Below are 22,707 nucleotides of genomic sequence, written 5' to 3'. Positions count from 1 at the left end.
AACCTCGCGTCTCGTGCCTAGCTCCGCGCTAAAACTGGCTCCGGCGCGGTCGCGGCGAAATGGCAACAGACCCTAGCGATTCGTCCCCGAGGGCGCAACGCAGAGGAGCGCGCCAGGCCCTGGGGGATTTTGCTAAGATCGCCCCCCTATAGAGCGCATAGCGCCACCGACCTGTAGGAAACCGCCCTGATGACCCCATCGTTCGACGTCGCCGAACTCGCCGCGACCTATGCCAACAAATCCGCCCAGGACATCCTCAAGCTGGCCTTTTCCCAGTTCGGCGATGACCTGTGGATCTCCTTCAGCGGCGCCGAGGATGTGGTGCTGGTGGACATGGCCTGGAAGCTGAACAAGAACGTCAAGGTCTTCAGCCTCGACACCGGGCGCCTGCATCCGGAGACCTACCGCTTCATCGACCAGGTGCGCGAGCACTACAAGATCGATATCGAGCTGATCTCGCCGGACCACAGCAAGCTCGAACCCTTCGTCAAGGAAAAGGGCCTGTTCAGTTTCTACAAGGATGGCCATGGCGAATGCTGCGGCATCCGCAAGATCGAGCCCCTGCGACGCAAGCTGTCCACCGTCAGCGCCTGGGCCACCGGCCAGCGCCGCGACCAGAGCCCGGGAACCCGCAGCCAAGTGGCGGTAATGGAGATCGACAGCGCTTTCTCCACCCCGGAGCGCACGCTGTACAAGTTCAACCCGCTGGCGCAGATGAGCAGCGAGGAAATCTGGGGCTACATCCGCATGCTCGAACTGCCATACAACAGCCTGCATGAGCGCGGCTTCATCAGCATCGGCTGCGAGCCCTGCACCCGTCCGGTCCTGCCCAACCAGCACGAACGCGAAGGTCGCTGGTGGTGGGAAGAAGCCACCCAGAAGGAATGCGGCCTGCACGCCGGCAACCTCATCGGCAAGGCCTGATCCTCCCGGGCATCCGTTGGGGTGCCCACTCCACGAGCACAAAACCTGTACACAAAAATGTCACTCAAGGTGCCATTTTTGTGTGCACTAGATTCTTCGCTCGCCCCAGAAAGTTACACATCCTCTCCCCGCCAGTTGCTGCCTCCTGTTGCCTGAAAATAAATACCTGTTCGAACGGTCAATTTTTAACTGCGCTATTTCAGTCGGTTAGCGCAAACCAATAACCAAACGAAATCAGCAGGAAAACCCATAGAAGCAAACCTGGCATAAAAGTGGCTTGAGTCGAAACATGTTTTGTATACAAAAACAATCAAAACATACATACACTCACCATCCGCACGCCCCAGGCTGCAGATGCCCCGAAGCCAGGTGATTCCACCCTACGCGGAAGATTGTCGAGCCCAGGCTCAGGCACAGTCATCCAGGGGCGGAATCGGAGTACGCCGGAATGCAGACCCGCCCTTCCCACGACATCGCACTGGACACCTCCTCTCCGCTGCACCCGTACACCTCGTCACAGCCCATGACCGACAGCGATCAAAGGTCCGTCGCCCTCAGCCCACGCCTGCACAACCATGACCTGGCACCCACCAGGATCGCGGGCCGGCGCTGGGGCCGCTACAGCATCTTCGCCCTGTGGACCAACGATGTGCACAACATCGCCAACTACTCCTTCGCCATCGGCCTGTATGCCCTGGGCCTGGGTGGCTGGCAGATCTTGTTGAGCCTGGGTATCGGCGCACTGCTGGTCTATGGCTTCATGAACCTCTCCGGCTACATGGGACAGAAGACCGGCGTACCGTTCCCGGTGATCAGCCGCATCGCCTTCGGCATCCATGGCGCGCAGATCCCGGCATTGATCCGCGCCGTGATCGCCATCGCCTGGTTCGGCATCCAGACCTACCTGGCCTCGGTGGTGTTTCGCGTGTTGCTCACCGCCATCCATCCAGGCTTCGCGGCCTACGACCATGATGCGATCCTCGGCCTGTCGAGCCTGGGCTGGGTCTGTTTCGTGACGATCTGGCTGGTGCAGCTGGCGATCCTGGCCTACGGCATGGAGACCATCCGGCGCTACGAAGCCTTCGCCGGCCCGATCATCCTGCTGACTGTGGCCTGCCTCGCCGGATGGATGTACACCCAGGCCGACGGGCACATTGCCTGGTCGATCCGCGAGCCCCTGAGCGGTGGTGAAATGTGGCGGCAGATCTTCGCCGGCGGCACGCTGTGGCTGGCGATCTACGGCACGATGGTGCTCAACTTCTGCGACTTCGCCCGCTCCGCGCCATGCCGCAAGACCATCACCGTGGGCAACTTCTGGGGCCTGCCGGTGAACATCCTGGTGTTCGCCAGCATCACGGTGCTGCTGTGCGGCGCACAACTGCAGATCAACGGCAAGATCATCGAAAGCCCCACCGACATCATCGCCTCGATCCCCAGCACCCCGTTCCTGGTCCTGGGCTGCCTGGCATTCCTGATCGTCACCGTGGCGGTGAACATCATGGCCAACTTCGTCGCCCCGGCCTTCGTCCTCAGCAACCTGGCGCCCCGGCACCTGACCTTCCGCCGGGCCGGGCTGATCAGCGCCACCATCGCGGTGCTGATCCTGCCGTGGAATCTCTACAACAGCCCGCTGGTGATCCAGTACTTCCTGGCCGGCCTCGGCGCGCTGCTGGGCCCGCTGTATGGGGTGATCATGGTGGACTACTGGATCCTGCGCAAAGGCCGGGTCGACGTGCCGCAGCTGTACAGCGAAGATCCTCAAGGGCCGTACTTCTACAGCCACGGCGTCAACCTGCGAGCAGTGGCGGCATTCGTTCCCGCGGCGCTGATCGCCATCGTCCTGGCCCTGGTCCCGGGGTTCGCCAGCATCTCGCCGTTCTCCTGGCTGGTGGGCGCCGCTATCGCCAGCCTGCTGTACCTGATCATCGCCAAGCGCCAGTCGCACTATGCGGACGTCAGCGGCGAATCGATCGCCGTGGACGATGCCGGTCATTGAGCCCCCATGCACGGCCCGCTCCGCCGGGCCTGAACCTATCCAACCTGCAAGGAACCCCCATGCGAATTCTCGTGGTCAACGTCAACACCACCGACAGCATCACCCAGGCCATCGCCCAACAGGCCCGGAGCGTTGCCGCCCCAGGCACCGAGATCATCGGCCTGACGCCCTACTTCGGCGCCGAATCGGTGGAAGGCAACTTCGAAAGCTACCTGGCGGCCATCGCCGTGATGGATCGGGTACTGGCCTACGATCAGCCCTATGACGCGGTGATCCAGGCCGGCTACGGCGAGCACGGCCGCGAGGGCCTGCAGGAGCTGTTGAATGTGCCGGTGGTGGACATCACCGACGCCGCCGCCAGCACCGCGATGTTCCTCGGCCACGCCTATTCGGTGGTGACCACCCTGGACCGTACCGTGCCGTTGATCGAGGACCGCCTCAGGCTGTCGGGCCTGGACCAACGCTGCGCCTCGGTACGTGCCAGTGGCCTGGCAGTGCTGGAGCTGGAGGAAGATCCGGCACGGGCGGTGGAGGCCATTGTGCGCCAGGCGGAACTTGCGGTGACCCAGGACAAGGCCGAGGTCATCTGCCTGGGCTGCGGCGGCATGGCCGGGCTGGATGAGCAGATCCGCCAGCGTACCGGCGTGCCGGTGGTGGACGGGGTGACGGCAGCGGTGACCATCGCCGAGGCCCTGGTACGCCAGGGCCTGTCGACTTCCAAGGTGCGCACCTATGCCACGCCACGCCCCAAGCGGGTCGTCGGCTGGCCGATGCGCCAGGGCCGCTGAGCCGACCGGTCGCTAGACCGCGCTGAAGGCCTGGGCCAGGCCCTGTTCGGCGAACTGCTGGATCACGAAGTCGACGAAGGCCCGGGTCTTGCCCGGCAACATCTTGTGCTCGGCGTAGTAGATCGAGGTGAAGCCATCATCCACGTACCAATCCGGCAGCACTCGCTGCAGGGCGCCGGAGCGCAAGTGATTGACCGCGAACGGCATGCTCACCAGGGCCACGCCCAGCCCCTGGGCGGCGGCGATACAGGCCGCCTCGGAATCGCTCATGGTCATGGCCGCCTTGAGCTCCAGGGGTTGCTGCCCCCCTGCTCGCCCCGTTAGCTGCCAGGTGCGGATACGCCCGGTCTGCGGGGAGCGGATCAGGATGCCGCGGCAATCGCGCAGGTCCGCAGGCCCGCTGATCGGCCCACGCCCATGCAGGTAGGCTGCGCTGGCCACCAGCACCCGATGGGCCGGGGTCAGGCGCCGGGCCACCACGCCGGGCGGCAGCTCGAAGCCACCGCCGATGGCGGCATCGAAGCCCTGGCCGATCAGGTCTACCTGGCGGTTATCGAAATGCCAGTCCGGCTGGATATCCGGATAACGGGCCAGGAACGCTCCCAGCAGCGGCACGATGTACAGGCAACCGAACACTGTGCCCACGCTGACCTTGAGGGTACCGGCAGGCCGCCCCTGGGCGTTGGCCAGGCTGCTCACGGCATGCTGGATGGTGTGCAGGCTGTCGCTGACTTCCGCCAGGAACAGGCGGCCGGCCTCGGTCAGGGTCAGGCGCCGGGTACTGCGCTGGAACAGCCTGACCCCCACCCGCGCCTCCAGCTTGGCCACGCTCTTGCCCACCGCCGCCGGGGTCAGCCCCAGGCGCCGTGCCGCTTCGGCAAAACTGCCGACTTCGGCGCTGCGCACGAAACACTCAATGCTGCTGAAGCCTTCCATACACCAGGATTCCAAACTTTTGGTTTACACAGAGTATAGGGATTACCCGCTACCCAGGACTCAATCAGCGCTCGATACTGGGCTCCACCCAAGGCATTCGCCTTTCAATCCAGGAGACCTACATGAGCAAGTTCGACCTCAGCGGCAAAGTGGCCTTGATCCAGGGCGGTTCCCGCGGCATTGGCGCCGCCATCGTCGAGCGCCTGGCGGCCGAAGGCGCTGCCGTGGCCTTCACCTATGTCAGCTCGGCGGATAAAGCCCGGGCCCTGCAAGAACACATCATCGCCCAGGGCGGCCAGGCCTTGGCCATCCAGGCCGACAGCGCCGATGCCGCAGCCATTCGCCAGGCCGTGGGCAGCACGGTGGAGGCGTTCGGTCGCCTGGATATACTGGTCAACAATGCCGGGGTGCTGGCGGTGGCACCGCTGGATGAGTTCCAGCTGGAAGACTTCGACCGGACCCTGGCGATCAACGTCCGCAGCGTCTTCATCGCCACCCAGGAAGCCGCCCGGCACATGGGCGAAGGCGGCCGCATCATCAACATCGGCAGTACCAACGCCGACCGCATGCCTTTCGCCGGTGGCGGCCCTTATGCCATGAGCAAGGCCGCGCTGGTGGGCCTGACCAAGGGCCTGGCCCGGGACCTGGGCCCGCGCGGTATCACCATCAACAACGTGCAACCCGGCCCGGTGGACACCGACATGAACCCGGCCGACAGCGATTTTGCCGCCAGCCTGATGGATCTCATGGCGGTGGGCCGCTATGGGCGCGCCGAAGAAGTGGCTGGCTTCGTGGCCTACCTGGCCAGCCCCGAAGCGGCCTATATCACCGGTGCCAGCTTGAGCATCGACGGTGGTTTCGGCGCCTGAAGCCCGGGCAAAAAAACGCCGGGCTACCCTTGCGGGGGCCCGGCGTCTTGGTTGATACGATGGCCTGGCTGTGCGGCGTCAGCTCCACGCCAGGTGCGGCAAACCACAGGCCGCGGGCTGGAAGCCTTGCAGCGACCGCAGGATCCCATCGGCATGGGCGAACTTATGATCGGCCATGGCCGGGTCGGGCACCGCGATCGCGGTCATGCCGGCGGCCTTGGCGGCAGTCACGCCGAACGGCGAGTCCTCGAACACCAGGCATTCGGCCGGATCGACTCCCAGGCGCCGGGCCGCGGTCAGGAAGATGTCCGGCGCCGGCTTGGCGGCGGTCACTTCCGGGTCGTCGGCGGTGACGATGGTGTCGAACAGGGCAAACCAGTCGCCATGGCGGGTGGTTTTCTCGACGAAGGACATCTGCGAAGAGCTGGTACCCACGGCGATCGGAATCCGGTGCTCCTTGAGATGGCGCACCAGCTGCTGTGCCCCGGGCATCGCCTCGGCCCGGGGAAAGCGCTCGCGCATCAGCGGCTCGCGCATCACCAGGAATTCCTCGGCAGTGATCGGCAGGTCCAGGGCCTGCACCACATAACGCGCGAGGTCGGCGGCGCCACGGCCGATGATGTTCTGCTTGATGGTCCAGTCGTAGGTACGGCCATAACGCTCGGCGATCAACTGGGTGATCTCGGTGTAGATGCCCTCGGTATCCAGCAGCAGACCGTCCATGTCGAAAATGACCGCCTTGATCGGCCCAAAATCATTCAACTGTGCATTCATCGCATCTGATCCGTTAGCAAAAGTACATTCCAGGGAGCGGCTCAGGTACGGCCCGTTCGTTAGCCAGCCTTTCGATGAAAGGGTTCAGCAGCATAGCGGCGGGCCTGTGCCAGGGGCAACCCGGCACAGGTGCGACGGGGCACGCAGGCTTCAATCGCGCGGGTCGGGCCCGCTGGCGTCCGGATCGGGGGCTTCTTGCAGGGGGACGCGGGCATCGTCCAGCAAGGAACCTGGGTCCTCGTTGCCCGGGTCGTTGATCACCTCGGGCTCCCCGGAGATGGGTTGGGTGTTGCCTGGAGCTTCACGGGCCATGATCGCCTCCTCGATCGCCAGGACCATCCTGGCAAGTATGGCGAAACCTGGGCGAGGCGCACAAAAAACCCGGCGCATGGCCGGGTTCTCGGGTTGCTTGCGCCTGGATCAGTGACGCTTCTTGTGCCCCATGCTGCTGCCCAGGGCACCGCCCGCCGCACCACCGATGCCAGCACCGACAGTGGCGCCGGTGCTGCCGCCCAGGCGATTGCCGATCAACGAGCCACCAGCCGAACCCAGGCCGCCACCGATCGCCGCCTTGGCCCGGCTGCCCTTGCGCGCACCAGCCGCACTGCCGGCTGCCCCGGCGACACCCGCGCCGATGGCCGCTCCGGTGCTGCCGCCAAGCTTCTGCCCCACCACATTGCCCAGCGCGCCGCCGAGGCCACCGCCAATGGCTGCCGTACCGTCGCCGGCCATCGCGCCTTGGGCCAGCAAAAGTCCCACAACCAGGGCAGGGAGAGTTAAACGCATGACTTGAACCTCGAAAAAAGACTGTCGAACTGACATGTAAGAACCCGGCGCCGCATGACTCGACGCAGGTCACCGCGAAACCACCCGGGATTTGGCGCCGGATTGGACAACCAATTCCAGAAGAGTTTTATCACCACGCAAAAAAAAGCCCGCTGGGGAACGGGCTAGGGTGTTGCGTTTAACGGATGGTTTGAGCCTACGCAGACAGATGTGAAGAAAGCGTGAAAAATTTCACCGCCGGGCCCGACGTCCCTCCAACGCGACCTCTGTCGCCCCCGGCCTGCGGGCGTGGCGGCGCGAGTGAAAAAATTTTCTGCCGCCCGTCACCCGCGCCTCTTCGCCCACATGCAAAAAGCCCCGCAAGTGCGGGGCAGTCGTTACTCAAGATCGCTTGTTCTTGGGCAGGGCCCGAGGAAAAAACATCGTATTGCTGGCGACCGATGTCACCGCGGATTTTTTCCTGACGACATTCGCAGAAGGCTCAGCCTTCGCCTCGAATGCCGCCTGCCCGCAACGCACCAAGTTGTTGATTGGGAACTCATCCCCGTTGTCTTCGATATAAGCAAGACTCCTCATCTCCCAGCTCCCTCCAACAACCGACCAGCACCGGCAAGCTCCTGATTGCCTGGAAAGTACTGATCGTCACGGCACTTGAGACTAGACAGTCATTCACCGACCTGCCGGCCAAAGCACCGCAGACGCCGACGAGCGGCCAGCCAGTGGAAGAAAAACTGATCCAGGGCAAATTTTCCCTCGGCGTTCAGCTGTCGTACGCCGCCAGGGCCCGAGCCAGGCGCATGTCGTCGGCATCACTGGCAGGATGCAGTGTCCGGTAGCAACGCAGCGCCTGCTCCAGCTGGGCGCCGCGAATCTGGCCCCCGGAACCGACGAAGGCCAGGGCATCGCCCTTGGCCGAATGAAAGATCTCGCCAGGATTGGATGTGGTGCCCAAGGTGCCGAACGTGGTCAGGCCGGTCACGCCGGTGACCATCATCGAGGCCCGGTCCACGGGGTTCCTCTCCTCTCCCGCCACCACCGAGAGCGGGGCGACACACAACGCACAGATCAATAACGCCTGGTTACAACTCTTCATCGGTGGATCGCCATCCTGGGCCAAGGCAGGCGCGCAACTTAGCATCCGGCGTGTCCGAACGCAGCCTCAAGCCGCTGGTGATTGCCAACGGGACAGGTAGGCGATCGCCGCCTGCTCCGCCTCGACGCAAATGGTTTCACTGATGCGGCCTTCGGCCAGGTAGCCGTACTTCATGCAGGCGAATGCGATTTCCACCGCCAGGGTGGTCACGTCCGGCTGCCGAGGCAGGCTGTCGAAGCCGCCCCGGGCCAGCAGGTAGTCGCGCAGCAAGCTGCCGATCATGGCGTCCTTGCGCTCGTGGGCCTGGCTGTCCAGCGGGGTGAAGTTGCCGCGCAGGAGCAGCAGGCTGGCGGCCGGGTGAGCGTTGTAGTAACCGGCAACGCCGCGAATGACCCGACCGATGGCCTGTTTCCAGTCGCCCTCGGGGCCGGGTCGGGAGCTATCGATCAGCGCGGCGATACGCTCCATCTGCTGGCTCGCCAGATGGGCGAGCAACGCGTATTTGTCCGGAAAGAACTGATAGATGCTCGCCCTCGGGACTCCCGACAACTTGGCGATCTCGGGGATCGATGTGGCGTCCGGGCCGACCTCCTGGAGCAGCTGTTCGGCAGCCGCCAGCACCTTTTCCATGCGCGATTGCGAGCGCTCCTGCTGGGGCAGCCTTGCGATCTTCTTGCCTTTGGGAACCGACGAGCTGTCTTGCATATCGCATAAATCCAACATAAGTTATGTTTCAACATGACAAATGTCATGTTCACCAAGCGCTCCATCTTCCCCGTCCAGAGCGAGACCTGCAATGAGCTACCAAGACCAGACCCAATGGCAAGACATCCAGGCCTTCCTCCCCGCGGCCTATCGCATCGACGCTGAAAATGCCCCGCAAGAGGAGTATTGGCCATGGCGTGGGCATCAGGTGCACCTGGACCGGTTCGTCAATCCGACAGCACCGGCCAAGGTCATCCTGTTCCATGGGGTCGGGACCAACGGTCGGCAGATGTCGACCATCGTCGGCCTGCCCCTGTCGCGGCAAGGGCTGGAAACGGTAGCGATCGACATGCCTGGATACGGCGAGACCCGGGTCGCCCCAGGCGCCCAGGTGCGCTATGACACCTGGGTGGAACTGGCCCATGAGTTCATCGAGCATGAACGGCGCCGCGACCCTCGGCCGATCTTTCTCTACGGTCTCAGCGCCGGCGGCATGCTCACCTACCATGCGGCGGCCATGAACCAGAAAGTGGCGGGCATCATCGGCATGACCTTCCTCGACCAGCGACTGGCCCTGGTCAGGGAGCAGACCGCCCTCACCCCCTTGCTGGGCCGCCTGGGCGGGCCGCTGATGCACGCCCTGGCCGGTACTCCATTGGCAGGAATGAAGATGCCGATGTGGCTGGCAAGCAAGATGCACACCCTGGTCAACGACCGCGCCGCGCTGAAAACCTGCCTCAGGGACCGCACCTCGGCGGGCAACTGGGCCAGCCTGCGTTTCCTGAGCTCCTATTTGCACTACGTGCCGGTGGTCGCCCCGCAAGACTTCCAGGCCTGCCCGGTACTGCTGACCCAGCCGGCTGCAGACCGCTGGACGCCACTGGAACTGAGCCAGCCGTTCCTCGAGCGCTTGGCCCGGGTCGAGGTACAGATCCGCATGCTGGAGAATGCCGGGCACTATCCACTGGAAGAACCGGGGTTGACCCAGATGAACCAGGCCATCTTGCAGTTCATCGAGACGGTCCTGGCCAGCACCGGCGATCCGACGACCGCGCCCCCCGCCCGGCAGCAGTTGCCCGAGCCCCTGGACCGGCGCAGCTGAGCCCTCAAGTCCGGGCCAGGAAGCTGTCGGCGTCGCCTCCTTCGCATTTCCAGTCGGCGAACACCCCGACCAGGTTGCAGGCATCGCACCGGCAGCCAATGTAGTACCAGCGCACATCGTTGCTGTCGGCATAGAGCGCGACTGCCGAGGTGATCGCAAAGTGTTCGTGGTCACAGACGCAGACATGGTTCTCGAAAGCCGCCTGTGCCGCATAGTCGGCACTGTCGCCCAGCAGCTTGACGGTTGCGCACCGGGTGCAAGTGCATCTGCCGGCGCCGACTTCCTCGTCGGTTTCCAGGGTGAACCTGTCGTTCCCGCAGACGCACCGGGCAGCGTTGAACCTCACTGCCTCGTAGCTCGGTTGGCTGTAGCGGTGGATCTCCGGCTGGATATCCGCGTCTTCGCTGCCGTACCGGTAGCGGCCTTTCCTTGAAATCGTCATGGTGTTCCAACTGCCAGTGGTTATCCGCCGGGGATGAGCGGCCGGGCCCGGCGGCGAACATCCGGGCGCCAGCTGGTCTGGTGATATTCAGGCCGCCGGGGCGGACACCTCGAACAGACCGCGAATGGTGCCCTGGATGCGCAAGATGTCCGAGAGCGCATACAGCCCCACTGAAGGGGCCAGGTGGCGGCTATCCGGGGGATTGGCGACACAGGCGGCAATCAGTGTCAGCTGGTTGGCAGGATCGGGCTGGAACTTGATGCCGCTCACGCAATACAGGCTCTTGCGCCGGATGCCATCGTTGTATAGCTCGCCCTGGGCCGGTGCTTGCTGCAACTGTTCCAGCGTCGGCACCTGGTCGAATACCTGGGCGTAGAACTCGATGATCGGGCTCTCGTTAATGCTGCCCAAGCGGTGCACATAAGCGGCGTAGAACCGGCCTTCCAGCTGAATGGCCAATACGTCGCCAGCACGGTAGAACGTCACGGAGTCCGGGAGTGCCGGCTTGCGCGCCAGGGCCACGGGAGGCGCTTGCAGGCCAGCGCCGAACTCCTGCGAGCGCTGGTGAAACTTGTCCCCCAGGGCCACCGCTCGATTCAGTTCCTCGATCGCTTCCACGGCCCGGGCGGTAATGCCCGGCTCGGCCAGGCCATATTTATGTAGCAGCGTGGCCAGCGCGAGCCAGGCCTTGTGCCGATAGAGCGGCGCGACCTGGGACTCATCCGCCAGCAGCACGCAATTCCAGCGAGCCAGCAGGCCCGGCAACACCACATCGATCCGCGGGCCCTGGTGACCATGCTGCTGTGCAACCATCGCCTTCCAGGTCAGCCGCGCAAGGTCCTCGTCCAAAGCCTGGACCAGGTGCCTGGCGGCCAGTTTCTCCAGCAACTGCTGATGTTTCACAAGCTCATCTCCATTCGATGCTTAGTCCGGTGCCATCTGAAGGCGCTACCCCAGGCGTAGCCGCTGTGGTCGTTCTTTGTTTCAATGGCGGCCTGCACAGGGCCAGTAGCACGCCAAGCGCCCTACTCCGGGAAAATCGCGCAATGATAACGATCGACGCCTTCAAGGCATACGGCACCCGCACCGGTTCGCCTACGCAAATGCCGCTGGACGAAATAACCCTGCTCGCCTCGCCCGCGGCCCTCAGGGCGCTGGGGGATTTCCTGCTGCAGGCCGCACAACGCATGCAGGAAGACGGCATGGAACATCTGCACCTGCAGGATGCCTGGGCCGACTTCGATCCCGGGCTGCACGTGGACCTGGTGCTGGTGAATAGCCAGCAGGCCGCCGCACACGAGCCGCAAACCACGACCGTCGACAGCGCCGATACTCCCCACGGAAACTACCGATGAACGCCAGTCCCTCGCGTGCATCCCTATCGGCCTTACAGGAGTACGCCGCCCATTGCCTGGATGCCTACTGTCAGGCGCAAGGCATCGCCCACCCGTGCATCGACGAACTGCTGGAACATCTGCGATCCATGGCCAGCTACTCGAACCTGGCCTTGTGGGAACAGGCCGGCGCCGACCTGGCCCTGAACGGCCGGGGCGACGACATGCCGGCCTCGCTCTGTGCAATGCTCGATACGCAACAGACCGAACAGCTGCAGGCGCTGGCCTGCAATGTCGTGGAAGTCGGCCTGGCGGATATGTACGGCCAGGGCTCGCCCCTGCCCCGGTACTTCCTGGCGCAGGTGGAGGCAATGCTGGAAAGGGCAAACGTGCAGTTGCCCGAGGACCAGAACAACAGCAACCCCCGGTGAGCGCACCCACGCGCCGAGAACGACCGAGCCCTGGGCGGGAGGCTATTTTCGCAGGCAACAAAAAACCCCTGGAAGCCATGGGCCTTCAGGGGTTTCTTGTATCGAATATGGCGGTGAAGGAGGGATTCGAACCCTCGATACAGTTTCCTGTATACACACTTTCCAGGCGTGCTCCTTAAGCCACTCGGACACCTCACCGTTTCTCTTCAAACCGATTCAGTCTGTCGAGGCGCGCTAATGTAGTCGAAAGCTTTTCAGATGGCAAAGGTTTTTTTCAGAATTTTCATGCGCTTAAGCACTTTTCTGGTTTCCAGGGCCTGCACGCCCCTGCGGCACACGGCAAACCGGCCAATCTTCGGCGCGCTCCTGGCTGCCGTACAGCTACAGGGATGCAGCCCAGCGGGTCGTGCGACCTGCCACCCGGGACAAAGCCTGACTCATCAGTCAGTCATGGCGCTTTACCAGGCCGGTCATGCTGGGTAACTTCTGCTGCACTTCTAATACAAGGAATTGCGTCATGAGTGAGTTGATTTCCTACCATCTCGAAGACGGTATCGCGACCCTGACCTTGAGCAATGGCAAGGTCAATGCCATCTCCCCGGACGTGATTGCCGCTTTTAATGCCGCGCTGGACCAGGCCACCGCCGATCGCGCGGTGGTGATCATCACTGGCCAGCCAGGGATCCTCTCCGGCGGCTACGACCTCAAGGTCATGACCGCAGGTCCCAAGGAGGCCGTGGCCCTGGTGACCCTGGGCTCGACCCTGGCTCGGCGCCTGCTGTCCCATCCGTTCCCGGTGATCGTCGCATGCCCCGGGCACGCAGTGGCCAAGGGCGCCTTCCTGCTGCTGTCGGCCGATTACCGTATCGGTGTCGAGGGCCCCTTCAGCATCGGCCTCAACGAAGTGCAGATCGGCATGACCATGCACCACGCCGGCATCGAGTTGGCCCGTGACCGCCTGCGGCGTTCGGCCTTGCACCGCTCGGTGATCAACGGCGAGATGTTCGACCCGCACAGCGCGGTGGATGCCGGCTTCCTCGACAAGGTGGTCAGCGCCGAAGAACTCCAGGGCGCCGCCCTGGCCGCAGCGCGCCAGTTGAAGAAGATCAACATGCTGGCCCACAAGAACACCAAGCTGAAGGTACGCAAGGCCCTGCTGGAAAGACTGGACAACGCCATCATCGAAGACCAGGGACATCTGGGCTAAACCCCGGCATGAACGAGCATGGCCCGGCCCTTGTGCCGGGCTTTTTATTGCCTCGCGAAGCCTCCCCCCCTGCACGCCCCGCCATCGGACACATCCGCTCAATCATCACTGCTCATCCTGCCTGGCGGAGCAATTGCCGAAAACAGTGCACATTCGTACACTGCGCCACCTTTTGTCCCCTGCGCGGTGGCCGTTTAGATGCTGTATCTGTTTCGTATGTCTTTGATGGGCTTGCACTTTATAGCTGCTGGCAGCCTGGGCTTGCTGCTTGGACTGTGTCGTCCCTTCAACCCTGACAACAGCCGCCTGTGTGCCCGCCTGTATGCCTGGCCGGCCATGCGCATCCTGGGCCTGAAGGTCAGGGCCGAGGCCGGGCCATTGATGGACAAGCCACAAAGTTGCGTGATCATCGCCAACCATCAGTCCAACTACGACCTGTTCGTGTTCGGCAACGTGGTGCCGCCACGCACCGTATGCATTGGCAAGAAGAGCCTGAAATGGGTTCCGCTGTTCGGCCAGTTGTTCTGGCTGTCGGGCAACGTCTTGATCGACCGCGGCAACCCACACAAGGCCCGGCGCTCGATAGTCACCACCACCCACACCCTGCAACACAAGGACACCTCGATCTGGGTATTCCCGGAAGGCACGCGCAACGGCGGCGAAGAGCTGCTGCCATTCAAGCGCGGCGCCTTCCAGATGGCGATCGCCGCCGGGGTCCCCATCGTTCCGGTCTGTACCAGCAACTACATCAAGCACATGCGCCTGAACCGCTGGAACAGCGGTGAAATCCTGATTCGTTCGCTGCCGGCGATCCCCACTGCCGGCTTGAGCATGGACGACTTGCCACGGCTGATGGCGCAATGTCGCGAGCAAATGCTCGAGTGCATCGCCAGCATGGATCGCCAGTTGCAATCGAACTGAGCCCTGTTGAGCCAAAGCCCGCCTCGCGCGGGCTTTCATTTATCTGCGAACTCGCATCTCCCAGGGGACTCTGATGCTGCAATGCAGGCTAAGCTGCTGATTTGCCACCGCTCCCTTGATAAGAAGAAGTGAACCTGAGCCATGGGTAGAGTTGTTGCTGCCGCCGTCTACAGCGGCGGAAAGAAAGTCACGAACATCAGCCTCGACGAGGGGGCGGCCTGGGCGGCCAAGCCCGGGCATTTCGTCTGGATCGGCCTGGAAGAACCCAACGCCCACGAACTGGCCAACCTGCAACGCCAGTTCAACCTGCATGAACTGGCCATCGAGGATGCCCTGGAGAAACACAGCCGGCCCAAGCTGGAAACCTTCGGCGATGCCCTGTTCATCGTCACCTACTCGCCGGTGCGCACCGACGGCAAGCTGGAGTTCATAGAAACCCATATCTTCGCCGGCAACGGCTACATCATCACCGCCCGCAATGGCCACTCGGCCTCCTACGGCCATGTGCGCCAGCGCTGCGAGGCCCGCCCGTTGCTGCTCGAACATGGCGAGGACTTCGTGCTCTATGCCCTGCTGGACTTCGTCACCGAGAACTACCAGCCGGTCAGCGAAGCCATCCACGCCGAGATCGAGGAGCTGGAGAGCAACGTGCTGTGCCAGTCGATGAACGAGCGCGACATCCTCAGCCTGCACAGCCTGCGTCGCGATGTACTGCGCCTGCGCCGCCACGTGGCGCCGATGGTGGAGATCAGCGAGGACCTGCAGAAGCTCAGCTTCCCCTTCATCGACAAGAACATGCGGCCGTATTTTCGCGATGTGCAGATCCACGTCACACGGCAGATGGAAGACCTTTCGACCCTGCGCGACATCGCCAGCCAGACCATCGAGATCGGCGTGCTGCTGGAGGCCTCGCGGCAAAGCATCGTACAGCGCAAGTTCGCCGCCTGGGCGGCGATCCTGGCGTTTCCCACGGCGGTCGCGGGGATCTACGGGATGAACTTCCAGAACATGCCGGAGCTGGGCTGGCACTACGGCTACTTTGGCGTCCTGGGTTTCATCAGCGTGGGCTGCGTGGCCCTCTGGGCCAGCTTCAAGCGTTCAGGCTGGCTGTGAAACGACGTGGCCCCGCGCCAGGCGGGGCCTCAGGCCGCTGCGGGCTTGTGGGCGACGAAGCGCATCATCCATTCGGCCACGGTAGTGCCGTGATGATCGTGCTCGAGACTGGCCACGCCCTTCTGGTAGACCTGCTCGCCGAGGAACTCATGGCGCAGGTCGAGCAAGGCGCGGGAATAGTCGTGGATGAATTCCGGATGCCCCTGGAAGCACAGCACCTGGTCATTGATGTGGTAGGCCGCGTACGGGCAGAAATCGCTGGAGGCGATCACCGTGGCGTTCTCCGGCAAGGCGGTGACCTGGTCCTGGTGGCTGATCAGCAGGGTCAGCTCCTCCACCACCGGGCTCATCCACGGCGCCTTGGCCGCAAGCTTGTAGTTGTGGATGCCCACGCCCCAGCCCTGGTTCGCCCGCTCGCTCTTGCCCCCCAGCAGCAACGCCAGCAACTGATGGCCGAAGCAGATGCCCAGCAGCTTGTCGCCACGCTCGTAGCGCTCCAGCAGGTAGGTCTTGAGGGTCTGGATCCACGGATCGGTGCCGAACGAATCGGCCTTGCTGCCCGTCACCAGGTAGGCATCGAACTTCAGGTCGTCAGCCGGATACTGGCCCTGCACCACGTTGTAGACGCTGAACTGCGCGGCAATGGGCTGCTGGGAAAACAGGCGCTGGAACATCTGCCCGTAGCCCTGGTACTGGTCGATCAGTTCGGAACGCAGGATATCGGTTTCAAGAATGCAGATGCGTAGCGACATAAAATATTCCTGACAAGGCGATGGCAATAACGAACACCCCAGAGCCTGCCTTGAAATACCACGGCAAGGCAAGCCCCGGGGGCCGTCATTTGACGCCCGCCAGGCTCAGAACAACTGGCCTTGGCGCGCCTTCTCCAGGAGCAGGTCCGGCGGGTTGAAGCGCTCGCCGTATTGACGTGCCAGGTACTGGGCGCGGGCGACGAAATCCTGCACCCCGTACTGGTTGATGAACTGCAGCGCGCCGCCACTCCAGGCCGCGAAACCGATGCCGAAGATCGAACCGACGTTGGCGTCGGCCGTGGATTGCAACACGCCCTCTTCCACGCAGCGCACGGTCTCGATGGCCTGGATGAACAACAAGCGGTCGCGCACGTCCTGGGGCGAGATCTGCCCGTCGACCTTGTAGAAGCGCGTACGCAACTGCGGCCACAGGTGTTTCTGGCCACCGGCCGGGTAGTCGTAGAAACCGCCACCGGCGGCCTTGCCCGCGCGCTTGTACTCGTTGAGCAGCAGGTCGATCACGGCGAATGCCGGGTGTTCGATGGCAGGCTTGCCTTCGGCTTGCAGGTCCTTGGTGGTCTGCAGGCGAATGTGGCTCATCAGGCTCAGGGACACTTCGTCGGAGATCGCCAGCGGGCCCACGGGCATCCCGGCCTTGCGAGCCTCGGTCTCGATCATCGGCGCGGCGATGCCTTCGCCGAGCATGGCGATGCCTTCGTTGGTGAAGGTGCCGAATACCCGGGAAGTGAAGAAGCCGCGGCTATCGTTGACCACGATCGGGGTCTTCTTGATCTGCTGGACGAAATCGAACCCTCGGGCCAGGGTCTCGTCACTGGTCTTGGCGCCCTTGATGATTTCCACCAGCGGCATCTTTTCCACCGGGCTGAAGAAATGCAGGCCGATGAACTTGTCCGGATTGGGCACCGCGCTGGCCAGCCCGGTGATGGGCAGGGTCGAGGTATTGGAGGCGATCACCGCCTGCGCACCGACCACCTGCTGAGCCGCCTTGGAGACCTTGGCCTTGAGCTCGCGATCCTCGTAGACCGCCTCGATGATCAAGTCGCAACCGGCCAGGTCGGCATCTTCGGCGGTGGTGAGGATGCGTGCCAGGGTCGCGTCGCGCTGTTCGGCGCTCAGTTGCCCACGGCCGACCTTCTTCTCCAGCAGGGCCGCGGAATGGGCCTTGCCCTTCTCCGCCGCCTCACGGCTGACATCCTTAAGCACCACCTCGATGCCCGCCACGGCACTGACATAGGCGATGCCCGCGCCCATCATCCCGGCGCCCAGCACCCCGACCTTGCGGGTCGCCTGGGGCGCCACGCCCTGGGGCCGCGAGCCGCCGGCGTTGATTTCATTGAGCTGGAACCAGAAGGTGCCGATCATGTTCTTCGCCACCTGGCCGGTGGTCAGCTCGGTGAAGTAGCGAGCCTCGATCAACTGAGCGGTATCGAAGTCCACCTGGGCGCCCTCGACCGCGGCACAGAGGATCTTCTCCGGTGCGGGGAAGCAGCCCTGGGTCTTGGTGCGCAGGATCGAAGGAGCGATGGCCAGCATCTGCGCCACTTTCGGGTTCGAAGGGGCGCCGCCGGGAATCTGGTAGCCCTTCACATCCCAGGGCTGCTTGGCCGTCGGGTTGCTGACGATCCAGGCCCGGGCCTTGGCCAGCAGCTCGTCGCGATCGCCAGCCAGCTCATTCACCAGGCCCGCCTGCAGCGCCTGCCGCGCCCGGACCTTCTTGCCCTCGAGCAGATACGGCAAGGCCTTCTCCAGGCCCAGCATGCGCACCATGCGCACTACCCCGCCGCCGCCAGGCAGCAGGCCCAGGGTGACTTCCGGCAGGCCTACCTGCAGCGACTTGTCGTCCAGGGCCACGCGGTAATGGCAAGCCAGGCAGATTTCCCAACCGCCGCCCAGGGCCGCGCCGTTGATTGCCGCCACCACCGGCTTGCCCAGGGTCTCCAGCGCCCGCAGTTGGGCCTTGAGGGCCAGAACCATGTCATAGAAGGCCTGGGCCTGTGGTTTGCCGACCTTGATCAGCTCGTTGAGATCGCCGCCGGCGAAGAAGGTTTTCTTCGCCGAAGTGACGATCACCCCGGCGATGTCGGCTTGCTCGGCCTGCAGCCGGGCCAGGGTGGCGGCCATGGCGTCGCGGTAGGCCGCATTCATGGTGTTGGCGCTCTGGCCCGGCATGTCGATGGTCAGGACCACGATCTGGTCCTGACCTTTTTCGTAACGGATGGCATCGGTCATGAAAGGATTCCTTGATATCGGGGCTCAGAGGCGTTCGATGATGGTGGCGATGCCCATGCCGCCGCCGACACACAGGGTGGCCAGGCCATAGCGCTGGCCGCGGGCCTCCAGTTCGTCGAGCAGGGTACCGAGGATCGCGCAGCCCGTGGCGCCCAGGGGGTGGCCCATGGCGATGGAGCCACCGTTGACGTTGACCTTGGCGGGGTCGATGGCCATGTCCTTGATGAACTTGAGCACCACCGAGGCGAAGGCTTCGTTGACCTCGAACAGATCGATGTCCTCGACCCGCAGCCCGGCCTTGGCCAGGGCCTTGCGGGTGGCCGGTGCCGGGCCGGTGAGCATGATGGTCGGGTCGGTGCTGGTGACCGCAGTGGCGACGATCCGCGCCCGGGGCTTGAGACCCAGCTCACGCCCCTTGGCCTCGGAGCCGATGAGCATCAGCGCCGCGCCGTCGACGATCCCGGAACTGTTGCCCGGGGTGTGCACATGATTGATCCGCTCGACGTGGCTGTAGACCCGCAAGGCCGTGGCGTCGAAACCCATCTGCCCCATCATCTCGAAGCTCGGCTTGAGATTGCCCAGGCCCTCGAGGGTCGAGTCGGCACGAATGAATTCGTCATGGTCCAGCAGGACAATGCCGTTCTGGTCTTGCACCGGCACCAGGGACTTGGCGAAGGCTCCGGCCGCCCGGGCCCGCGCGGCCTTGTGCTGGGATTGCAGGGCGAACTGATCGACATCCTGGCGGGAGAAGCCTTCGAGGGTGGCGATCAGGTCGGCACCTATGCCCTGGGGCGTGAAGTGGCTGTGCAGGTTGGTCTCGGGGTCCAGCACCCAGGCGCCACCGTCGCTGCCCATGGGTACCCGCGACATGGACTCCACGCCACCGACCACCACCAGCTCCTCGAAGCCGGAGCGCACCTTCATCGCTCCCAGGTTCACCGCCTCGAGGCCCGAGGCGCAGAAGCGGTTGATCTGTACCCCGGCCACGCTGACATCCCAGTCCGCGACCTGCACCGCGGTCTTGGCGATATCGGCGCCCTGGTCGCCGATGGGCGTCACACAACCCAGGACCACATCGTCCACCTGGCTGGTATCCAGCTCGCAACGCTGGCGCAGGGCCCGCATCAGCCCCGCCACCAAGTTCACCGGCTTCACACTGTGCAAGGCGCCATCGGCCTTGCCTTTGCCACGGGGCGTGCGTAACGCATCGAATATCAAAGCTTGGGTCATGACGTCCTCGAACCGTTTGTGCAGGGAGAAAATGTCGAGTTCCCACCTTAGGCGCGGCAGCGTCGGATTCAATGACCGATGCGCTCAGCCGCCTTGACGGTGACGCTCAGACGAACGGTAGGCAGCTAATGGATAGCCCGACCAAGGGTCGCGAGCTGTCTAGCCAAAGGGCGGCCAGGGGGCATCGGGAAGAACTTATAAGGTTTTTATCGAAGCTCGCGATGACGTCATATGAATTGGATCTAAGCCAGGGGATTCAAGGCCCCTAAGGTAGAAACTGTAGGAAGTCCCGGAGGGTCTTTGCACCGGGACAGGTAAGAAAATGGAAACATGGCCGGCCCATAGTGAAGAACAGGGACCGGCTTGCATTGATGCTCAGGAATAACAACAAAAGGCATTCAGCCATGTTCAAACACTCGAAAGTTCGCCAGGCGGGACTCATCCTCTTCGCAACCACGCTGCTGCTGATCTTGCCGAACCTCACCAAGGTGATCGGCTGATTCATGGCGGCTCGATCAACGAGTCATAAAATTGTCCCCGGTTCCTACCGGGGCACGGACTTGTGTGCCAGTCTTCCTGGGGAACATCACGGGGAAGATTCATGCGCCATTGGATTGCACTTGCCGCGCTCTTGAGCGCCTTCAACGCCCATGCCGGGATCATCGACGTCAACCGCGCCGTGGATGAGATCAACGACGGTGCCCTGATCCTGGATCTGCGCAACGACAGCGACTTCGCCGCCGGCAACCTGCACAACTCGCTGCAGGTCAACCTCGAACTGGAAGACGGCACCGGCATCAGCGCCGAGGGCCTGGCCTACCAGCTGCGCAAGGTGGTGCTGGACCCCAATGCCACGGTGGTGATCTACAGCGACACCAACCAGCACGCCCTGGAAGCCGAGGACACGCTGATCCAGCGTGGTTATTTCGGTATCGTGAACGGCGGCAACTACGAAGAACTCCGGGACGCCTTGTTCGATCACGTGTCGCGACCGGACGACGTGCTGCCCGGCAACGAACCCACTGACGACGATCCGACGGCCATCAATTGAAAACCCTGTTCCTGTGCACTGCCCTGTTGCTGAGCATGCCCCTGCACGCCGCACAACTGCTGATCGACCTGGGCTCCGGCAGCCGCGCCTGGCAGACCGAAGAGCTGTTGCGTCACCCCGAGGCCCGGGACATCAGCATCCAGGACGATGTCTCCTACAAACGCCAGATGCGCTACCGCGCGGTCCCGCTGGCCGACCTGCTCCCCGGCCTCAAGCCCCAGGACCACTTGCAGGCCGTGGCCCTGGACGGCTTCGCCGCCGAATTGAGCGCCGCGCCACTGCTCGAACGCCAGGGAGCCCGGGCCTGGCTGGCCATCGAGGATCCACACAAGCCCTGGCCAGCCCTGGCAGCCGACAAGCCCAGCGCCGGCCCCTTCTACCTGGTGTGGACCAACCCCGCGGCCGGGCATATCAGCCCCGAGCAATGGCCGTTCCAGGTGGCGCGGATCCAGCACCTGGCGCCGGTGGCCGAGCGTTTCCCGGCCCTGCGGCCGGACCCTGCGCTAGCCGCCGATGACCCGGTGAACCAGGGCTTCGCCCTGTTCCAGAAGAACTGCCTGGCCTGCCACCGGCTCAACGGCGCCGGGGACTCGCAGTTCGGCCCCGACCTGAACGTCCCCTATAACCCCACCGAGTACTTCGGCGGTGACTTCCTCAAGCGCTACATCCGCGATCCACAGAGCCTGAGACGCTGGCCACAGGCGAAGATGCCGGGCTTCAGCAACAGCGTCCTGCCCGATACCGAACTGGAGCTGCTGCTGGGCTACCTGCGCCACATGGCCGGGCGCAAGCAGCCCTGACCCCCTCGGTTCGACTAGAGACCCTGGCTATCGCTGGCATAGCCAGAGTCGATTTCACCCACTGCGCATGCCGGCGGATAATCGCCCCCATCGAGCAACACTTCACCTGCCTGATGAAGCCACTGCTGCAAACCTGATGACGCCGACGATCAAAGGATCCGGACTCTCCTGACCGGCTCCCGCTCAAGACCGGTCTTCCCTTTTAGCCACCCTCCCGGGTGGCTTTTTTTTGCCTTTGCGGGCCCTGAAATGCAATTGGCCAACCCGTGGGTTGGCCAATCGTCGGTCTCGGTGCGCTTATCCGGCTATATCAGCCGCCCACGAATCTCGTGCTTGACTCCCCAGCCCTCGATGATGCCGCCCAAGGGCTCGACCACTGCTTCGAAGTCCTGCTCGAAATCACCGATGCCACCATGGGTGGCATACATCACCTTGCTCAGTTCCAGGTACCAGGCACCGTCGTCACGGGGACTGACCTGGGCATTCAAGGATTCGCCGCGAAACTGCCCTGCGGCCCTGCGCGCCCGCTCCTCATCCGGAAAAATGGCGTAGAACTCGATGGGATGAAAGCGTGAAAAATCGAAGCCGCCCTCTTTCATGCGGCGCAGCACGCTGCTGCTGATGTCGTCTTGAAAGGCTGTGCTCATGAAACGTCCTCCTCAAACCGATGGATAGACTTTCCGTGCTTCCCGAATGACAGGCCCAAAAGGCCCGTATCACGACCCGGGGGAGGTCGACAGGAAACAAGCATGGAGCTGGCAAGATCAGGCCTTGGTGAAGAATTCGCTGACCTTGCTTGCAGATTAGCGCCTGCCTCTGGACGCTGCCAGAAATCATGGCCGGTGCCGTCTCTGCTACTTACTGGATCGGCGTGATGCTCAGAATCTGAATGCTGTTCTGCTCTTTCAGGCTCTTGAGGGTGGGCGTGTCGGTGCGCCCCTCCAGGTCGTTGAGATCCAGTTCGGCACTCACCGGCAGTAATCTGGCCCGCACCAGCTGCGCGGCACGCTCCAGGGTCGGTGGCTGTTCGCAGTCGAAATGCTCGACGGACTGGACACCATGATCATCAACGAAAGTGACTTGCCACTTTTGCATCAATGCCTCCTCGATGGCCCCTGTATGGGCCCACATAATCTGGACCTTGTGGCCCAGGCAAACGTTCCGCTGCGCCATGGCCCGAAGCCATTAAAAAAGCCGCCCGAA

At 63.4% G+C, this 22,707-nt stretch carries 25 protein-coding genes and 1 tRNA gene; 12 read left to right on the top strand and 14 right to left on the bottom strand.

Annotation, left to right across the window (positions count from 1 at the left end):
* Positions 1-189: 189 nt before the first annotated feature.
* The 3 genes from GDH07_RS07755 (at position 190) to GDH07_RS07745 (ending at position 3,708) form a co-directional block, all read left to right on the top strand.
* Positions 190-924 (top strand): phosphoadenylyl-sulfate reductase, encoded by a 735-nt coding sequence (locus tag GDH07_RS07755; protein ID WP_022643229.1) that lies wholly within the window; start codon positions 190-192, stop codon positions 922-924.
* A 448-nt stretch (positions 925-1,372) separates the two neighbouring features.
* Positions 1,373-2,920: an NCS1 family nucleobase:cation symporter-1 gene (locus GDH07_RS07750; protein WP_152897073.1), complete on the top strand. Its 1,548-nt coding sequence runs from the start codon at positions 1,373-1,375 to the stop codon at positions 2,918-2,920.
* 59 nt (positions 2,921-2,979) lie between these two features.
* Entirely contained in the window at positions 2,980-3,708 is a 729-nt protein-coding gene (locus GDH07_RS07745; protein ID WP_152897072.1) for an aspartate/glutamate racemase family protein, read from the top strand.
* A 12-nt stretch (positions 3,709-3,720) separates the two neighbouring features.
* On the opposite strand, the gene GDH07_RS07740 is transcribed toward GDH07_RS07745, so the two are convergent.
* Positions 3,721-4,644 (bottom strand): LysR family transcriptional regulator, encoded by a 924-nt coding sequence (locus GDH07_RS07740; protein WP_152897071.1) that lies wholly within the window; start codon positions 4,642-4,644, stop codon positions 3,721-3,723.
* A gap of 122 nt (positions 4,645-4,766) precedes the next feature.
* Between GDH07_RS07740 and GDH07_RS07735 the strand changes: the two genes are divergently transcribed.
* The gene (locus tag GDH07_RS07735) at positions 4,767-5,513 is read left to right on the top strand and encodes a 3-oxoacyl-ACP reductase family protein (RefSeq protein WP_085597158.1); all 747 of its coding nucleotides are present in this window, start codon (positions 4,767-4,769) and stop codon (positions 5,511-5,513) included.
* Between the two features lie 78 nt (positions 5,514-5,591).
* Here GDH07_RS07735 and GDH07_RS07730 read toward each other — a convergent pair whose 3' ends face one another.
* The 5 genes from GDH07_RS07730 to GDH07_RS07710 all read right to left on the bottom strand — a co-directional run bounded on the left by GDH07_RS07730 (position 5,592) and on the right by GDH07_RS07710 (position 8,871).
* A complete protein-coding gene (locus tag GDH07_RS07730; protein ID WP_022643225.1) occupies positions 5,592-6,287 on the bottom strand; it encodes an HAD-IA family hydrolase in 696 nt (231 codons plus the stop codon).
* A 150-nt stretch (positions 6,288-6,437) separates the two neighbouring features.
* Positions 6,438-6,599: a hypothetical protein gene (locus tag GDH07_RS32255; protein WP_178088067.1), complete on the bottom strand. Its 162-nt coding sequence runs from the start codon at positions 6,597-6,599 to the stop codon at positions 6,438-6,440.
* A 108-nt stretch (positions 6,600-6,707) separates the two neighbouring features.
* On the bottom strand, positions 6,708-7,073 hold the full coding sequence (locus GDH07_RS07725; RefSeq protein WP_031321282.1) for a glycine zipper domain-containing protein: 366 nt from the start codon (positions 7,071-7,073) through the stop codon (positions 6,708-6,710).
* A gap of 760 nt (positions 7,074-7,833) precedes the next feature.
* Positions 7,834-8,166, bottom strand: a complete 333-nt coding sequence (locus GDH07_RS07715; protein WP_152897070.1) for a DUF2388 domain-containing protein — start codon at positions 8,164-8,166, stop codon at positions 7,834-7,836.
* Positions 8,167-8,232: 66 nt separating this feature from the next.
* On the bottom strand, positions 8,233-8,871 hold the full coding sequence (locus GDH07_RS07710) for a TetR/AcrR family transcriptional regulator (RefSeq protein WP_178124013.1): 639 nt from the start codon (positions 8,869-8,871) through the stop codon (positions 8,233-8,235).
* Positions 8,872-8,962: 91 nt separating this feature from the next.
* Here GDH07_RS07710 and GDH07_RS07705 point away from each other — a divergent pair, with 91 nt between their 5' ends.
* Complete coding sequence (locus GDH07_RS07705; protein ID WP_152897068.1) at positions 8,963-9,973, top strand: alpha/beta hydrolase; 1,011 nt, start codon at positions 8,963-8,965, stop codon at positions 9,971-9,973.
* Between the two features lie 4 nt (positions 9,974-9,977).
* Here the strand turns inward: GDH07_RS07705 and GDH07_RS07700 are convergent, their stop codons facing one another.
* The gene (locus tag GDH07_RS07700) at positions 9,978-10,415 is read right to left on the bottom strand and encodes a hypothetical protein (RefSeq protein ID WP_053135859.1); all 438 of its coding nucleotides are present in this window, start codon (positions 10,413-10,415) and stop codon (positions 9,978-9,980) included.
* Between the two features lie 87 nt (positions 10,416-10,502).
* Entirely contained in the window at positions 10,503-11,318 is an 816-nt protein-coding gene (locus GDH07_RS07695; protein ID WP_218584728.1) for a hypothetical protein, read from the bottom strand.
* A 143-nt stretch (positions 11,319-11,461) separates the two neighbouring features.
* On the opposite strand from GDH07_RS07695, the gene GDH07_RS07690 reads away from it, so the two are divergent.
* A complete protein-coding gene (locus tag GDH07_RS07690) occupies positions 11,462-11,770 on the top strand; it encodes an Imm32 family immunity protein (protein WP_053135857.1) in 309 nt (102 codons plus the stop codon).
* Positions 11,767-12,180: a hypothetical protein gene (locus GDH07_RS07685; protein WP_152897067.1), complete on the top strand. Its 414-nt coding sequence runs from the start codon at positions 11,767-11,769 to the stop codon at positions 12,178-12,180. The genes GDH07_RS07690 and GDH07_RS07685 overlap by 4 nt, the downstream gene beginning before the upstream one ends.
* Positions 12,181-12,288: 108 nt before the next feature.
* Here the strand turns inward: GDH07_RS07685 and GDH07_RS07680 are convergent.
* Positions 12,289-12,378, bottom strand: a tRNA-Ser gene (locus GDH07_RS07680).
* A 319-nt stretch (positions 12,379-12,697) separates the two neighbouring features.
* Between GDH07_RS07680 and GDH07_RS07675 the strand changes: the two genes are divergently transcribed.
* The 3 genes from GDH07_RS07675 to GDH07_RS07665 all read left to right on the top strand — a co-directional run bounded on the left by GDH07_RS07675 (position 12,698) and on the right by GDH07_RS07665 (position 15,421).
* On the top strand, positions 12,698-13,387 hold the full coding sequence (locus GDH07_RS07675) for a crotonase/enoyl-CoA hydratase family protein (RefSeq protein ID WP_022643213.1): 690 nt from the start codon (positions 12,698-12,700) through the stop codon (positions 13,385-13,387).
* Between the two features lie 198 nt (positions 13,388-13,585).
* Complete coding sequence (locus GDH07_RS07670) at positions 13,586-14,308, top strand: lysophospholipid acyltransferase family protein (RefSeq protein WP_031321274.1); 723 nt, start codon at positions 13,586-13,588, stop codon at positions 14,306-14,308.
* Between the two features lie 141 nt (positions 14,309-14,449).
* Positions 14,450-15,421 (top strand): magnesium and cobalt transport protein CorA, encoded by a 972-nt coding sequence (locus GDH07_RS07665; RefSeq protein ID WP_022643211.1) that lies wholly within the window; start codon positions 14,450-14,452, stop codon positions 15,419-15,421.
* Between the two features lie 29 nt (positions 15,422-15,450).
* Here the strand turns inward: GDH07_RS07665 and GDH07_RS07660 are convergent, their stop codons facing one another.
* The 3 genes from GDH07_RS07660 to GDH07_RS07650 all read right to left on the bottom strand — a co-directional run bounded on the left by GDH07_RS07660 (position 15,451) and on the right by GDH07_RS07650 (position 19,653).
* Positions 15,451-16,173: an amidotransferase gene (locus GDH07_RS07660; RefSeq protein WP_152897066.1), complete on the bottom strand. Its 723-nt coding sequence runs from the start codon at positions 16,171-16,173 to the stop codon at positions 15,451-15,453.
* Positions 16,174-16,278: 105 nt separating this feature from the next.
* The gene (locus tag GDH07_RS07655) at positions 16,279-18,423 is read right to left on the bottom strand and encodes a 3-hydroxyacyl-CoA dehydrogenase NAD-binding domain-containing protein (RefSeq protein WP_152897065.1); all 2,145 of its coding nucleotides are present in this window, start codon (positions 18,421-18,423) and stop codon (positions 16,279-16,281) included.
* 24 nt (positions 18,424-18,447) lie between these two features.
* Positions 18,448-19,653 carry an acetyl-CoA C-acetyltransferase gene (locus GDH07_RS07650; protein WP_053135849.1) on the bottom strand — a complete coding sequence of 402 codons (1,206 nt, stop codon included), beginning with the start codon at positions 19,651-19,653 and terminating at the stop codon, positions 18,448-18,450.
* A 601-nt stretch (positions 19,654-20,254) separates the two neighbouring features.
* On the opposite strand from GDH07_RS07650, the gene GDH07_RS07645 reads away from it, so the two are divergent.
* Both GDH07_RS07645 and GDH07_RS07640 read left to right on the top strand, forming a co-directional pair.
* A complete protein-coding gene (locus GDH07_RS07645; protein WP_031321273.1) occupies positions 20,255-20,704 on the top strand; it encodes a rhodanese-like domain-containing protein in 450 nt (149 codons plus the stop codon).
* A gap of 35 nt (positions 20,705-20,739) precedes the next feature.
* Positions 20,740-21,504 (top strand): c-type cytochrome, encoded by a 765-nt coding sequence (locus GDH07_RS07640; protein WP_152897359.1) that lies wholly within the window; start codon positions 20,740-20,742, stop codon positions 21,502-21,504.
* 305 nt (positions 21,505-21,809) lie between these two features.
* On the opposite strand, the gene GDH07_RS07635 is transcribed toward GDH07_RS07640, so the two are convergent.
* Positions 21,810-22,151, bottom strand: a complete 342-nt coding sequence (locus GDH07_RS07635) for a ribonuclease E inhibitor RraB (RefSeq protein ID WP_022643205.1) — start codon at positions 22,149-22,151, stop codon at positions 21,810-21,812.
* Between the two features lie 211 nt (positions 22,152-22,362).
* Complete coding sequence (locus GDH07_RS07630) at positions 22,363-22,599, bottom strand: hypothetical protein (RefSeq protein ID WP_031321271.1); 237 nt, start codon at positions 22,597-22,599, stop codon at positions 22,363-22,365.
* Between the last annotated feature and the right edge of the window lie 108 nt (positions 22,600-22,707).

The sequence above is a fragment of the Pseudomonas piscis genome (assembly GCF_009380155.1).
Classification (GTDB): domain Bacteria; phylum Pseudomonadota; class Gammaproteobacteria; order Pseudomonadales; family Pseudomonadaceae; genus Aquipseudomonas; species Aquipseudomonas piscis.
Note: the sequence above shows the minus strand (reverse complement) of the source record. Positions and strands in the feature narration are given on the sequence as shown.